15 protein-coding genes are annotated in these 14,052 nt (G+C 71.7%); 6 read left to right on the forward strand and 9 right to left on the reverse strand.

The genetic code is table 11. From position 1 onward, the window contains the following. Positions 1-2 precede the first annotated feature (2 nt). From ACOKM3_RS30765 to ACOKM3_RS30795, 7 genes are all read right to left on the reverse strand, one after another. Positions 3-968 carry a hypothetical protein gene (locus tag ACOKM3_RS30765; protein ID WP_426904268.1) on the reverse strand — a complete coding sequence of 322 codons (966 nt, stop codon included), beginning with the start codon at positions 966-968 and terminating at the stop codon, positions 3-5. Between the two features lie 13 nt (positions 969-981). Continuing rightward, a complete protein-coding gene (locus tag ACOKM3_RS30770; protein WP_426904269.1) occupies positions 982-1,491 on the reverse strand; it encodes a SigE family RNA polymerase sigma factor in 510 nt (169 codons plus the stop codon). 99 nt (positions 1,492-1,590) lie between these two features. After that, a complete protein-coding gene (locus ACOKM3_RS30775) occupies positions 1,591-2,877 on the reverse strand; it encodes an ABC transporter permease (protein WP_426904270.1) in 1,287 nt (428 codons plus the stop codon). After that, positions 2,874-3,578, reverse strand: coding sequence for an ABC transporter ATP-binding protein (locus tag ACOKM3_RS30780; RefSeq protein WP_426904271.1), 705 nt, complete (start codon positions 3,576-3,578; stop codon positions 2,874-2,876). Before ACOKM3_RS30780 ends, ACOKM3_RS30775 begins: the two co-directional genes overlap by 4 nt. Further along, the gene (locus tag ACOKM3_RS30785; RefSeq protein WP_426904272.1) at positions 3,575-5,149 is read right to left on the reverse strand and encodes a peptidoglycan-binding protein; all 1,575 of its coding nucleotides are present in this window, start codon (positions 5,147-5,149) and stop codon (positions 3,575-3,577) included. The genes ACOKM3_RS30780 and ACOKM3_RS30785 overlap by 4 nt, the downstream gene beginning before the upstream one ends. A gap of 102 nt (positions 5,150-5,251) precedes the next feature. After that, complete coding sequence (locus ACOKM3_RS30790) at positions 5,252-6,205, reverse strand: hypothetical protein (protein ID WP_426904273.1); 954 nt, start codon at positions 6,203-6,205, stop codon at positions 5,252-5,254. A 205-nt stretch (positions 6,206-6,410) separates the two neighbouring features. Beyond that, positions 6,411-6,809, reverse strand: coding sequence for a hypothetical protein (locus ACOKM3_RS30795; protein WP_426904274.1), 399 nt, complete (start codon positions 6,807-6,809; stop codon positions 6,411-6,413). Positions 6,810-7,406: 597 nt separating this feature from the next. Between ACOKM3_RS30795 and ACOKM3_RS30800 the strand changes: the two genes are divergently transcribed. Then, positions 7,407-7,967, forward strand: a complete 561-nt coding sequence (locus ACOKM3_RS30800) for a SigE family RNA polymerase sigma factor (protein ID WP_426904275.1) — start codon at positions 7,407-7,409, stop codon at positions 7,965-7,967. Further along, a complete protein-coding gene (locus ACOKM3_RS30805) occupies positions 7,964-9,187 on the forward strand; it encodes a WD40 repeat domain-containing protein (RefSeq protein ID WP_426904277.1) in 1,224 nt (407 codons plus the stop codon). The genes ACOKM3_RS30800 and ACOKM3_RS30805 overlap by 4 nt, the downstream gene beginning before the upstream one ends. Here the strand turns inward: ACOKM3_RS30805 and dapA are convergent. After that, positions 9,174-10,061: a 4-hydroxy-tetrahydrodipicolinate synthase gene (dapA, locus tag ACOKM3_RS30810; RefSeq protein ID WP_426904278.1), complete on the reverse strand. Its 888-nt coding sequence runs from the start codon at positions 10,059-10,061 to the stop codon at positions 9,174-9,176. The two genes, ACOKM3_RS30805 and dapA, sit on opposite strands and share 14 nt — an antisense overlap. Positions 10,062-10,158: 97 nt before the next feature. Here dapA and ACOKM3_RS30815 point away from each other — a divergent pair, with 97 nt between their 5' ends. The 4 genes from ACOKM3_RS30815 to ACOKM3_RS30830 all read left to right on the forward strand — a co-directional run bounded on the left by ACOKM3_RS30815 (position 10,159) and on the right by ACOKM3_RS30830 (position 12,088). Beyond that, positions 10,159-10,458: a hypothetical protein gene (locus tag ACOKM3_RS30815; protein WP_426904280.1), complete on the forward strand. Its 300-nt coding sequence runs from the start codon at positions 10,159-10,161 to the stop codon at positions 10,456-10,458. Further along, on the forward strand, positions 10,455-10,610 hold the full coding sequence (locus ACOKM3_RS30820) for a hypothetical protein (protein ID WP_426904282.1): 156 nt from the start codon (positions 10,455-10,457) through the stop codon (positions 10,608-10,610). The genes ACOKM3_RS30815 and ACOKM3_RS30820 overlap by 4 nt, the downstream gene beginning before the upstream one ends. Next, positions 10,607-11,272, forward strand: a complete 666-nt coding sequence (locus tag ACOKM3_RS30825) for a hypothetical protein (RefSeq protein ID WP_426904283.1) — start codon at positions 10,607-10,609, stop codon at positions 11,270-11,272. Before ACOKM3_RS30820 ends, ACOKM3_RS30825 begins: the two co-directional genes overlap by 4 nt. A 63-nt stretch (positions 11,273-11,335) precedes the next feature. Then, positions 11,336-12,088, forward strand: a complete 753-nt coding sequence (locus tag ACOKM3_RS30830; RefSeq protein WP_426904285.1) for an SRPBCC family protein — start codon at positions 11,336-11,338, stop codon at positions 12,086-12,088. A 21-nt stretch (positions 12,089-12,109) separates the two neighbouring features. On the opposite strand, the gene ACOKM3_RS30835 is transcribed toward ACOKM3_RS30830, so the two are convergent. After that, positions 12,110-13,951 (reverse strand): endonuclease/exonuclease/phosphatase family protein, encoded by a 1,842-nt coding sequence (locus tag ACOKM3_RS30835; protein ID WP_426904286.1) that lies wholly within the window; start codon positions 13,949-13,951, stop codon positions 12,110-12,112. Between the last annotated feature and the right edge of the window lie 101 nt (positions 13,952-14,052).

Below are 14,052 nucleotides of genomic sequence, written 5' to 3' on the forward strand. Positions count from 1 at the left end.
GGCTACACCCAGGGTTGCCACTCCTTGCTGCGTGCCATGTCGGTCAGTTGCTCCGCCGTGAGCGGGGGAGTGGCCGTGCTCGCGGGGCCCTTCTTCGCGTCGGAGGCGTTGGCGGCGGTCAGCACCACGCGGGTGCCGTCCTTGCGCAGCAGGTCTGCGGTGCGCTCCACGATGTCGCCGTGGCGTTCCTGGTACGTGATCAGGACCGCGCCGTCGGTGAGGTTGCGGGCGGTGCAGTCGGACAGGGCGGCGTCGGGCGCGGTCCGGGCGGCGCAGGAGTAGAACGTGCGCAGCTCGGCGCGGGTGGCGGGGCGTATGTGCTTGCCGTCGCTCTTGCTCTCCTCCTTGGCTCGCTGAGCCGCTGCCGACTTGTCGGGTGCCGCCTTCCCGCTCTTGTCCTGACGGCCGTCCGTGGCCCGGGCCGTCTTGCGCGCCGCCTCCTTGGTGAGTCCGTCGGCGCCGGTCAGCTGGAAGTTGCCCTGCACGCCGACGGTGACCTCGGCGCCGTCCAGCAGCAGCCGACCGCCAGCGGCGGGCCGCGCCGGGTCGTCGTCGCCGTCCCACCAGCGGACTCCCGTCGCCGCGCCTTCCGGCAGCAGGTCGCGCAGTTCGGCGACGGCCTCCTTCCCGGTCAGTGCCGTCTTGCCCGGCGGCGCCCCCGTCGCGGCCGCGGCCGGTGCGAACTCGGGGACGGTCACACCGCCCGCCTGGGCCGGTGCATGGTCGGGGGCGCCCCAGGACACGACCACCACCGCGGCGAGCGCGCTCGCGCAGGCGACGGTGCCCGCGCCCCACAACGCCCTGCGGCGTGCGCGCATCCGCCGGCCCCGGGCCAGTCCGCCGGCCACCAGGGAGTCGGTGGGCACGGGAGTGTCTTTCGCGTGCTCGTCCAGGAGGGCACCGAGGCGGCGCTCGAACTCCGTGTCCTCACCCGACAGTTGGTGTACCGGCCGCTCCACTCGCTTCATGACTGCTCCCTACCTACTTCCCCGTGAGGATGTCGTGCTGGCCCGCCAGGGCGTTGCGCAGGATCTTCAGCGCCCGCATGCTGCGGATGCGCACATTGCCCTGGCTCAGGCCGAGTTCGGCGGCGGTCTGGGCGACGCTGCGGTCCTCCCAGTAGCGCAGGACGACCACGGCCCGGTCCTGCGGCGGAAGCTGTGCCAGTGCGTCCACCAGCGTCAGCCGCAGGGTCGGGTCGCGAGTGCCGGACACTTGCTCCGGCAGCTCGCCCATCGGCTTCTCGTATGTCCGATGCAGCCGGACATACGAGAGGTAGGTGCGCATCAGCATCGCGCGCACATACGCCGGTGGGTGGTCGGCCTTGCGTACGCGCCGCCAGGACACGAACACCTTGCCCAGAGTCGTCTGCACCAGGTCCTCGGCGAGATGATGGTCCCCGCAGACCAGCAGCGCGGCCCGGAGCAGGCTCGGGCTGACGGTCCGCATGAACTCCTCGATCTCCTCGGTCCGGTGCGCTGATCCGCGCATCTGTGTCCCCTCCCGGCCGTGCGTACGCTCCACACTGTTGACGCCTTGGCACGGCACTCGCGTTACACCTTCACGAGGCCGGATCCCGCCGAGCGGCGTTCAGCGCCGCAGCGCCTCCGCCGGCTGGATGCGCGCCGCCCGCCACGCCGGATACAGGCCCGCCACCACGCCGGTCACAAGACCGATGACGGGCGCCGACGCCACCGTCGACGTGTGCAGCACAGGCGTCCAGTCCCGGGCTATGGCGACGCCGACGACGGTGAGCGTGCCGAGGCTCGTCCCGATCAGGCCGCCCAGCGCGCCCATCGCCCCGGACTCCGCGAGGAACTGCGCCGTGATGTGCCCGCCCCGGGCCCCCAGAGCGCGGCGCAGCCCGATCTCGCCGGTGCGCTCGAGGACCGCCACCAGCGTGGTGTTGGCGATGCCCACGGCGCCGATGACCAGGCAGATCGCGGCGAGCAGGAGGAACAGCTGCTGAAGGTCGTCGGTCACGTTCCCGCGCAGGGTGCGGGGGTCGGGCGGCGGGACCGACTTGAAGTACTCGGGGTGGTCGGGGCGCAGGGCCGTCGCGGCGAGGTGGGCGACCTGGCGGGCCGCGCCCATCTTCGTGGAGATGAGCATCTTGGCCCCGCCGGACTGCGGTTCGCCCCAGGTCTTCAGCGCGGTGGAGCGCGGGACGACGACCGAGAGCAGCAGGTCCGCCTTGCGCTCCACGTCGTCGATGATGCCGACGACGGTGAACGGCTGGTCCCCGATGAACAGCGCGGGCCGGGTCTCCAGCGTGGTGATGCCGAGCCGCCTGGCCGTCCCGGCGCCGATCACCACGACGGGCTGGGCGGTCCGCTCCGCGTACTCGTCGTAGATCCGGCCCTGGGCCATGTGCGGCACCGCCGCTTCGATGACGCCCGGCGACGCGGCGACGATGCCGGCCCGCTCGCCGTCCGCCGCGTCGCCGACGGGCGAGGAGCGGACGGTGGCGTCGGTGCCGCGGGTGTCCACCGTCCAGTACACGCCCGCGTGTTCGACGCCGGAGAGCCGCTCGATCCGCGCGTCGGCATCCTTGGGGAAGGCGAGGTGGACGAACTCGTTCTGCTCGATGCCCACGTCGTCGACGTTGACCTCGGTCGCGGTCAGCGCGTTGAACCGGGAGTCGATCTGCGAGGACGTCGTCGCCGTGAGGCCGAGGATCGCCACGAACGTGCCGACGCCGAGGACGGTGCCGAGCGCGGTGAGGGCGGAGCGGGCCGGGCGCTGGAGCACACCGGCCAGGGACTCGCCGAGCAGATCGCGGGGGTTGAGCACGGAGGGCTCGACGGCGGGGTCACGGCGCCGGCGTCCCGGCCACCGCAGGGCGGGGCGCCGGCCGGTGCCGCGGTGGCCGCTCATACGGCCACCTGCTCGCGCAGGACACCGTCGCGGATGGCCACCGTACGGGCGCCGCGCGCCGCCACCGCGGGGTCGTGCGTGATGACGAGGACGGTCATCCCCGAGCGGTGCAGCTCTTCGAGGAGGACGAGGACCGACTCGGCGTTCTTGCTGTCGAGGTTGCCGGTCGGCTCGTCGCACAGCAGCAGCGAGGGACGCGACACCAGGGCGCGGGCGATCGCCACCCGCTGGCGTTCACCGCCGGACAGCCGGGTCGGCGCCGCGTCCAGGCGGTGGCCGAGCCCGACCTGCTCCAGCGCCTGGCGGGCGCGGCCCGCGCGTTCGCCGCGCGGGGTGTCGTTGTAGACCATCGCCAACTGCACGTTCTCCCGGGCGCTGCGGTGCGGCAGCAGGTGGAAGGACTGGAAGACGAATCCGATGCGGCGTCCGCGCAGCGCGGTGCGGTCGCCGTCGCGCAGCGCGCCGGTGTCGATGCCGTCGAGCAGGTACCGGCCCTCGGTCGGCGCGTCGAGCAGCCCCGCGATGTTCAGGAACGTCGACTTGCCGGACCCGGACGGGCCGACCACGGTCACGAACTCGCCCTGTTCGATGCGGAGTTCGCAAGGGAGCAGAGCCGGTACGGGGGGTGGGCCCGGGTAGGTCAGGGCGACCCGCTGGAACTCGATGACGGGCGGCCGCGCCGCTCTTTCGTCGCCGCTCACCCGGCGTCCCCCGACCCGGACCGGACACCGGTGACGACCTGATCGCCCTCGGCGAGGGCCGCGCCGTCCATCGGCCTGACCTCGACATAGCCGTCGCCGTTGGTGCCGGTGCGGACCGCGACCCTGCGCTGCTTGCCACTGGAGGAGACGACGGTGACGACCGTGCCGCCGTCCGACGCGGCGGAGACGGCGGAGACCGGGACGACGAGTGCCTCCCCCTCGGTGGACGCGGCCTCGACGGTGAGCCGAACGTCCTGACCCACGGCGCCCGAGGCGAGCGGGGTGTCGGGCGCGACGACCATCCGGTAGCCCTGGGCCGCGGACTGCTGCCCGGAGCCCGCCTCGCCACCGCCGCCCCCGCCGCCGCTCGCCGCCGATGCGGAGCCGTCGCCGGACTGCTCGGCCGCTTCGGGGGTGTCCGCCACCGACCGCACCTTCGCCCGGGTCACGTTGCCCGTCTGTTCTTGCAGGATCTCCGCCTTCTGGCCTGCCCTGACCAGGCCCTTCTGCGCCTCCTGGAGATAGCCGTCCACCACGAGGCGGCCCGCGGACAGTGTCATCACCTTGCCCGTGACGGCCGAGCCGAGCACCGCGGTCACACTGTCCACCCGCGCAGGGAACCCCGACAGATACACCACCTCCGAGGCCGGGAGCATGGGCCCCGCCTCGGCCTGCGCCCTGCTCAGCCGGGTCCGTGCCCGCTGGAGGTCCTGGTCCGCGCGGTCCGCGGCCCGCCGGGTCTCCTGCGTCGCGTGCGCGTCCCGCGCGTCCTCGGCGTCCTGCGCCGTCCGCTCCGCGGCGGTCACGGCGTCCTGCGCGTCCTGCACGGCGGTGGCGCCGTCGGTCTGCGCGGACACCGGGTCGTAGCCGATGGAGGTGTAGAAGTCGGCGAGGGCGCGGCGGGTGCCGGAGCCGAACGTGCCGCGCGCGTCCGGGTTCGACGCGTGCCCCAACTGGGCGAGCGCGGACTGAAGTTGAGCCACGTCGTCACCGGTCGCCCCGGACTTCAGGTCCCGGTAGACCGGCACCTTCCCCTTGAGGGCGAACACCGGGCGCCCCGAGACCTCGGCGATCACCTGCCCCGCCACGACCTTGGAGCCGACCGGCTTGGGCGCCTTGGTGACGACGGAGCGGCTCGTGCCCGCGGTGCCCGCCGCCCCCGACACCGTGACGTCCACGGACTGTCCGGCCGCCACCGTGCCGCGCAGCACGACGGAGTCCTTCAGCACCCGCTTCTCCACCGGCGCGGTCAACACCCCCTGGTGCGGGGCCTTGGCCTCGGCCGCGACCTGGGCGGGGGAGCGCACCACCAAGGACGCGGCGACGCCCGCGCCGGTCAGCACCAGCGCGCCGCCCGCGACGAGGGCCACGACCCGGCGCCGCCGCCCCAGCCCGGCGGCCTCGGCCGGGCTGTCGTCCGTCGGTATCGCCACGTCGCCGCCGCGGCGTCGCCGCCGGCCGCGCCCCGTGCGCAAAGGGCGATCCACGTGCGCCGTGTCCTCACCCGGAGCGGCATCCTCGCCCGGAATGTCGGCGGCGCCGCGGGCGCTGCGGGCCTCGGATTCGATCATCGTGTCTCTCCAGGCCGGTGACGTCCGGCGCTCGTCGTCTGGTGGCCGTCGGGTCCCGATGCGCACTTCACACGTCGTGGACGCCTCGAAGTGCCCACCGCGTTACGCGACGTCGGCCGCCAGCTTCAACTGCTTGTCGAGCCGCTTCTTCACGTCGCCCAGCGCCTCGGCGTTCTGCTCGATCATCTGCTTCTGGTAGGCGACGTCGACGGAGTACCAGACGCCCAGCACGTTGTTCTTCTGCTTGCAGGCGACATCGGCGGAGGCGACCTGCTGCTCACGAGGGGTGGCGGTGGTCGTCTTCTGCCACTGCGGGTCGTCGCCGGCCTTCATCGGGTCGGCGTAGGCGTACCCCTTCTGCTTCATGCAGGCCGACCACTTGGTGAACACCGCCCGGACCCGCTTGTCGTTGTACGACTTGGCCCAGCTGTCGGTGTTGACCTTCACCACGACCGGCGCGTCCCCGAAGCCCTGTGCGGAGGAGGCGCCCAGCTTGCGGTTGGCCTCCCCGATGCACCCGCCGGCCGGGACCTTCTTGCCGTTGATGTCCTGGCCGCCCTTGGCCTCCGTCGAGCCCGGCTTGACGTTCGCGTCCTCGGTGCCGGTCAGGGCCGTGGTCGCGGCGGGGGACAGCTTCACCGGAGCCGGCTTGACGACCTTCTTCTCGGAGCCGGCGGGCTTGTAACCGTGCACGGCCACGTCGTCGGCGTCCGTCATTCCGTACCGGAACTGCGTGATGCTCTTGGGCTGGAACATGCCTTGCGCCTTCTGGTCCTCGTACGTGAACCCGAAGCCCCGCATGCAGTTCTGACGGAGCGTCACGACCGCGTTGTTCAGCTGGTCGGTCTGCTCCTTGGTGTACATGTACGCCTCGATCGGCAGCGACTTGTCCGTCGTGGAGGCCAGCTTGGGCGCGGTGGCGACCTTGGGTACGGAGTCGCCCCCGGCGGAGTCCTTCGAGCTGTCCGAACCGGTGGAGCCGCAGCCGGCCACGGCCAGCACAGTGGCGATGCCGCCGAAGGCGATCAGAGACAGGGGAAGAGGGCGCCTGCGCATGGTGATGCTCATCCTTCAGGTGACGATGGTTCTCTCGGGTGGGGGAAGGCCACTGGCTAGACTGCGAAGCGGGGTGTGCTGCCCAGCTGCATTGGGCAGCACACCCCTTCCTTGTTCTCCGGACGTGTTCTCTGGACGTGTTCTCTAGACGCCCTGCGAGCCGCGATGCGTTACAGACGCGGCGTACCGACGAACTCGGGTCGGCCTAGTAGAACTTGCCCGACGCGTTCTCGTTCTTGAGCGTCGTGTTCAGGTTGGCCTGGCCGCCGGCGCCGATGGACTGGGAAGCACCCGTGTAGCCGCTGTTGTAGTAGATGCGGATGCCGTTGTAGAAGTCCCAGTTGTCCACCGACGCGGTGTTGTTCTTGACCGGGAGGCCGGCACCGGCGCTGCCGGAGGCGCTGGCGCTGAAGTAGTAGTTGGCGTAGTTGGAGATGTTGAAGTACTGCCGGTAGAAGGCGCCGGAGTAGTTGCTGTTGTAGTAGAGGCACGCGTAACCGCTGGTGCAGCTCTCGGCGGCGTTCGCCGTGCCGGCGGTGGACAGCGCGGTGCCGAGCCCGGCGAGGGCGACGGCGCCGGCCAGGGCCATTCTTCTGACGCGCACGGACAGGTCCTTTCGTCACGAACGGCAGGCGGGGAGTCCCGACTGCCGTTCAGATTGGGGTAGTTGACGACGCCGGGGCCGGTCTCGCAATCACCCCCGGCGACGCCAGGCAGGAATGTAAGGGGCATGTTCACGCCGGAACAACAGAGTTGATCTCAGTGGCCTGAACCGGTCCTTCCCGCTCCTCATCGGCCCGACGATCACTCACCGCTACCCGGTCCTGCACGCAGGGTCGGCGCGGCGCGGTACGCAAACGCGCCGCTCGGGATCATGCCGCCCGCACGCAAAGCGCACATGACGGGCACATCTCCTCCATGGGGGAAGGGATCGCCCCCTCCGTGTCGCGACGGAGCGCAATCACCGGAAGATGCAGAAATGGAGGGGAAAGTCGTTCTTTTCCGCTGAAGTGGAACGGTGTCCACTCATTCGGACGTCGTCCTTCCATCCGCCACAATCGAGCGAAAACAGGCGCACCAGGGGACGGATGTTGGCCGATCTCATCCCCTTGCGGAGGCATAGCGGCCCGGGGCCGCACACGTCATCACGGGTGACAGCGGGAACAGCCGGGGGCAGCCCGGGGGGAAAGAGAAGGTGGCGATGGATGCCGTACGGAATGCGGGTGCGGAGAGGTTCAGGGAGTTCGTGGCGGGGCGGTCGTCGGCGTTGTTGAAGACGGCCGTACTGCTCAGTGGTGGTGACCGGCACGCGGGCGAGGACCTGCTGCAGAGCGCGCTGATCAAGGTGGCCGGGAGATGGGACCGGATCGAGGACCCGGAGGCGTATGTGCGCCAGGTCCTCTACCGGCAGCAGATCAGCCGGTGGCGGCTGAAGTGGCCGAAGCGGGAGGTCAGTTACGGGAGTGTGCCGGACGGGGCCGCGGGGAGCGACGGGGCGGCCGAGGCCGAACTGCGCGTCGTCCTGCGGGCCGCGCTCGCCCGGCTCACCGCGCGGCAGCGCACCGTGCTCGTGCTCCGGTACTTCGAGGATCTGCCGGAGGGCGACGTCGCCCGGGTGCTCGGCATTTCCGTGGGCACCGTGCGGTCCACGACCCACCGTGCGCTCGCCAAGCTGCGCGGGCTCGCCCCCGAACTGGCCGAGGACGGCGGCGACCTGCCGCCGTCCTCCCGTGACTACGCCCCGGTGGAGGTGCGCCCGTGAACGTCGACGTCATGCTCAAGGAGGCGCTGCGCGAGCAGGCCGACAGCGTCGGGCCCGCGCCCGGCGACCTCGCCGACCGGGTCCTGGCGGTGCGGCGCAGGCGCCGCACCGGCACGGCCGTGGGCGCGTTCGTGGCCGCGACCGCGGTGGTCGTCGCCGCGGTGGTGGTGCCGCGGATGGACGACGCGGAGGACGCGCCGCCCGCGGACGTGATCGGCTCCGCCGACGTCGTCGCGCACCCGGACCAGTCGCCGCCCAAGGACGCCATCGCGGCGGGGCGCACGGCGCTCGCCTCGTTCGTCACGTACAAGTCGGTCAAGTTCGCCGACGGGGACGGCCGGTTGACCCGGACGTACGGGGTGCTCGACCCGACGACCAAGACCTACCGGAAGACCACCGCGTGGTCCTGGCTGACCGTCGCCCCCGGGCTGCGTACCGCCGCCGTCCTGGAGAAGAAGCTGCCCGCGAAGCGGGTCGGCATCCTCGACCTGGCGACGAACAAGGTGACGCGCTGGATCCCGGTGCCGCAGGGGGCCGCCGCGGCCGAGTTCTCCGCGGACGGCGGCAAGCTCGTCGTGACGACGTACAAGACCGATCCGGACCATCTGTACAAGGACCGGCCGATGAACGACGGCAGCGGCCCGGACGAGCCGAGTACAGGGCACCCGTCCAGGACCGGGTTCTCCGTCATCGACGTGGGGAGCGGGAAGGGGAAATGGGCGGCGGCACCGCAGGAGGGCGACGAGTTCAACCCCAACGCCCGTGAGGACTTCCAGTTCTCGCCCGATGGGAGCCTGGTGGTCGGGACCTCGATCACGGACAGTGGCCCACAGGTCTACGGCCTCGACGGCAAGCGGGTGCCGACGCCGGCGAAGCTGCGGCACTGGCTGATGTACTCCGAGGCCGGGCTCTCGCCGAACGGGAAGCTCGCCGGAGGGGACTTCGCGGGCAAGGGCGACAAGATCGCCGTCGCCGTGAACGACGCGCGGACCGGCAAGCTCGTCGACAGGCTGCCCGGGCAGCAGCTGCTCGCCTGGGCCGACGACAAGCGGCTCGTCGCCTGGGGCTGCGACCCCAAGAAGTGCGGCGGCAAGGGCGAGTTCCGCAACCAGCTGCTGTTGGTGACGATCGGCAGCGACAAGGTCGTCCAGCTGAGCGACTTCCGCAAGGCGTCGGCCGACTATCCGGGACGCTGGTCGCCCCAGTTCACGACGCGCTGAGCAGCTTTTCGAGCGCCGCCCGCAGCCCGTCGGTCGCCTTCTGGCCGGCGGGCCGCAGCGGCGCGCGGACCGGGCCGCCGAGGAGGGCCTTCGCGGTGACCGTTCCCGGCAGGCCCGCGTTCATCATCAACTGGGTGAGCGGGATGGTGAGTTGCTGGCGACGCGCGGCCTCCGCCGTGTCGCCGGCGTCGTACGCGTCGATGATGGCGCGGAAGGCGGCGGGTGCCACGTTCGCCACCGTCGAGACGTAGCCCGCGCCGCCCAGTGCGTACAGCGCCAGGACGTACTCGTCGCAGCCCGTGTAGTACGCCAAGTCCGTTTCGGACATAACTCGTTGGGTGCCGAGGAGGTCGTACGCGCAGTCCTTCACGGCGACGATCCGGGGGTGGTCCGCGAGCCGGATCATCGTGTCCGGCTCGATGCGGGTGCCGGTGCGGCCGGGGATGTCGTACAGCATCAGGGGGAGGTCCGTGGCGTCGGCGATCGAGCGGAAGTGCGCCTCGATCGCGTCCTGCGGCGGGCGGCTGTAGTACGGGGTGACCACCAACAGGCCGTCCGCGCCTGCCTGTTGGGCCTGATGGGCGAGCTCGGCGGTGTGGCGGGTGTCGGCCGTGCCGATGCCGGCGACGACCTTCGCGCGGCCGTCGACCGCCTCGCGCACCGCCCGTACGAGGTCCGCTTTCTCCTCGTCCGTCGTGGTCGGCGACTCCCCGGTCGTGCCGGACAGGACGAGTCCCTCGCAGCCCTCGGTGACCAGCCGGTCGGCCAACTTCTGGGCGGCGCCCAGGTCGAGCGCCCCCGTACGTGTGAAGGGCGTGACCATGGCACACAGGGCGCGGTTGAAAGGGGAGGGGCGTGGGGTTGCGTCGGTCATGAGGGGAGTGTCGGCCCGGGCGCGATGTAGCTCCACTTAATTCTGCTACGAGGTGGTGCCAAGCACTGCTGAAGAGTCCGTTCGCGAGGTGCGTGTGGTGCGAGACGTGGTGATGGCGCTTGCCGCGCCCGCGGTGATGTGTGCGAGTGGGGTCTACGCGGCCTGCGCCGCGTGGTGGCGGCGCCGGCACCCGGCGCCCGAGCCCTGGTCGCAGGCAGGGCTGAGGCTCGCGGGGGAGCGGGTGGTGGCCGTGGCCGAGGCCGTGGTGGCCGACGAGCACGCCCTGCTCGTGCAGGATGCCGAACGCGCTGGTGCCAAATCGGGTCGTATGCGCCACCATGAGAGGCCGGTGACCGGCAACCGGATCGCCGAAGGCCGTTCAGGGGAGGCATCATGAGGCTCGGAAAGGCACTCGCCACCGGAATCGCCGAAGAAGCGCCGCAGGAGACAGAGCGGCCCGAAGTGGACGACAAGGCGCAGGAGTTGGCGGCCGAGGCCGCCGTACGCGAAGCGGTACCGGAGCCCGCCGAGGTCCCGGCCGCGCGATGAGGCTGCGGCTCCCTCAGGAGCGTCCGGCGGAGCCGCCCACCGGTTATAAAATCGCCCACCCCGTGATCGATGCGGACGGTGGGAGCGCCGGATTTCTGGGTGTCTCACTCGGCGCCGCCGCGCCCTACAAGGTGCTCGACGAAGCGCGCTGCGTGTACGGGCGGCGCCACCGCGCACCGCACCGCCGCTGCGACTGCGGATTCCACTGCGTATACGAACTCCGGTCCGCGCAAGGGATGTTGGTGCAGGCCGAGTACCGCAGGGCGGCGCTGCTCGAGGTCTCCGTCCTCGGGCCCTACATCCGGTTCGAGCAGGGGTTCCGCTACGGACGCCAGCGGGTGCGCTCCGCCACCATCGGGCCGTGCCGGTGCGGCGCCGAGACTGCGGTGCTCGCCGACGCCGGGTGGGGGCGGGCCGGGCGTCTTGCGCTGGAGGGTGTCTGCGCGGGGTGCGTGGGCGGGAGGCCGCGCTGGACCCTGGAGGCGTTCGCCCGGCTCGCGGGCGACGGGCTGCGGGTGCGCGCCGCACCGGGCGTGGGGCCGCAGGGGGTCACCCCCGGAATGCCCGAACTGGCCGCGGAGGCCGCACTGCTCCAGGCGCGACTCGACTGGTTCCAGGGGCAGTTGGCGCGCCTGGGGCGGGCGATGGGGGGTGGCGGGTAGTCGCGCGGGGGCGGGCTCGGCCGAGTTGTGGCACCGTGATTTCATGCGACGAAGGCGGCGGACATGAGCGGGTCGCGGGCCGGCGGAAAGCCGTTCGAGATCCCGCGCGAGTTCGAGGTCGGCGCCGGCCCCCAGCAGGTGTGGGACGCCGTCACCAAGGGGGCCGGCGGCTGGCTGTGGCCCATGGAGTACGAGCCCAAGGAGGGCGGCGAGGGCCCCTTCCACTCCGTGCTGACCGTGTGGGACCCGCCGCGCCGGCTCACCGTCCGCTCCGACGACCCGGCCGCCCTGCCGCCCGGCCAGCCGCTCAACCAGATCGACTGGGCCGTCGAGCCGCGTGACGGCGGCAGCCGGTCCCGGGTCCGCTACGTCCACAGCGGCGTGTTCACCGCGGACTGGGACGTCCTCTACGACGGCGCCGACAAGCACACCGATTTCTATCTGCACACGCTGCGCCAGTACGTGACGTACTTCGCGGGCCGCCCGATCGCCTTCGCCACGCTCGACGGGCCCGGCAGCTCCGCGAACCGCGAGGCGCTCACCGCCGTCGGCCGCGCGCTCGGCCTGCCCGCCGACGCGACGGAGGGCGCGCGGGTCCGCGTCCAGGGCCCCCTAGGGCAGGCCCTGGACGCCGTGCTCGACTACCGCGACGCCTACTTCCTCGGCCTGCGCACCGAGGACGCCCTGTACCGCTTCTTCGGGCGCGGCCACTGGGGCGCCCCCGTCGGCGTCAGCGTGCACGACTTCGCGCCGGACGCGGACGCGGGGCGGAACGAGGTCGAGTGGGCCGACTGGCTGGCGCAGATCTTCCCCTAGGGAGCAGGGGCGTCAGGCGGATCAGGGACGAAAGCGCAGCACCTGCGGGTCGTGGTCGCTGATCTGGTCGTGGAACTCGCTGTTGATGTGCACGCTGTCGTACGCGAACGCGTCCCTCGCCACGATCGACGGGCTGATCAGGATCTGGTCGAGGACCTGGCTGTTGCCCTGGTAGTCATACGTATAACGCTCGTGCTTCGGCAGGCTCTTGATCGCCGACCAGAGCGCGCCGCCGGCCTCCAGGCGCTGCGTCGTGCCGGAGAACTCGAAGTCGTTGATGTCGCCGAGCGTGATCACGTCCGCGTTCCGCTGCGCCTTCAGGATGTCCTTGGCGAAGGCGTTCACCACGGTCGCCTGCGCGTGCCGCTGCGTCTCAGAGGAGCGCGCGGGCGGCTGGTACTGGGAGGTCAGGCCCTGGTCGCCGCCCTTGGAGGCGAAGTGGTTGGCGATCACGAAGACCGGCTTGCCGCGGAACGTGAACTCGCCGGCCAGCGGCTTGCGGCTGTTCGCCCACGCGGCGTCGCCGGGCGCCACGCGGCCGGGCGACGCGGTGAGCGCCGCCTTGCCGTTCTTGCTGGTCACGCCCACGGGCGTGGTGGCGTCGCCGCCGGGGCGGTCGGTGAAGGACACGCGGTCCGGGTTGAACAGGAACGCCTGGCGGATGTTGCCGCCCGGCTCGCCGCCGTCCTTGTTGTTCTCCGGGTCGATCGACCGCCAGTCGTAGCGCGGACCGCCCGCCGCGACGATCGCGTCGATCAGCTTGCCCATCGTCGCGTCGGCGGCGACCGTCCCGTCGTTCTTCGCGCCGTTGTTGTCCTGGATCTCCTCCAGGGACACGATGTCGGGCGAGCGCAGGCGGTCGACGATCGCGGCCGCGTGCGCGTCGAAGGTGGCGTCGGACGGGTCGAGGTTCTCCACGTTGTACGTCGCCACCGCCAGCTCGCCCGGCTTCTGCGCGCGGGTCGTCTCGCGCTCGATGCCGGACTGCTTCAGGTCGCCCAACTCCCGTGCCACCAGCGTGTATCCGCCGTACTGGTTGAAGTCGAGCGGGCCCTCGGTGGCGCCGGTCAGGACGTCGCCGACGTCGGCCACCGGGAAGTCGGCGAGCGCGCCGAGCGACTGGATCTGGAGCCGCCCGCCGTTCTGGTCCTCGTACGAGGCGTAGCGGGTGCCGCCGCCCTTCGTGCGGTTCTCGTGCGGCTTCACCGTGACCCACAGCTCGCCATAAGCGTCGGACGCGGTGACGACGCGGGAGGAGCCGACGCGGACGTTCTGGCCCTCCAGGGACTCGTAGTAGTCGAGGGCGTACGCGCGCGGGCGCAGCGGCAGCTTGTTGACCGAACCGTTCGCCGCCGGGTCGCCTTGCGGCGCGTACGCGTCCGGAACCGACTTGTCGCTGATCGTGGTGACCGGCACCGGGTTGCCCGAGGAGTTCACGGTCACGGTCGGCTTCGTCAGCTCGGTGAGCGACTGGTTGCCGGAGGAGGCGCCGCCGGGCACGTACTCGGAGACCGTCGCGGAGACGGTGACGGAGTCGCCGGCCTTCACGGTGGGAGTGGAACTCGTGAAGACGAAGACACCCTCGCTGGTGGCCGGGTCGCCGTCGGGCCTTGTGTCCTGGAACCAGAAGCCGCGGGACGAGCCGTACGTTCTGACGCCCGTCACCACCCCCGTCACGCCCGTGACCTGCTGCCCGGCGAGCGGGGATATGCGGGTGGCGCCCTGGATGTCGTGGATGGCGACGTCGGCGGCCGCGGCCGGGTGGGCGGGGAGTGTGGCGAGGGTGCCGGACACCGCCGCGCAGGCGACGGTCAGCGCGGCGAGGCGCGACCGGGAGAACGTGTGGGACGTCGAGTGGGACAACGGATCCTCCGGAGACGTGCGGCCGGCGGGTGCCGGGACGTGGTGGCGGAGCGGGGGCCGCGGGCGGGGCGCGTCGTGGGCGCCGGGCGCCCTCGTGTACT

Origin of the sequence: Streptomyces nidicola, from assembly GCF_050106155.1 — a bacterium.
Taxonomy (GTDB): Bacteria; Actinomycetota; Actinomycetes; order Streptomycetales; family Streptomycetaceae; genus Streptomyces.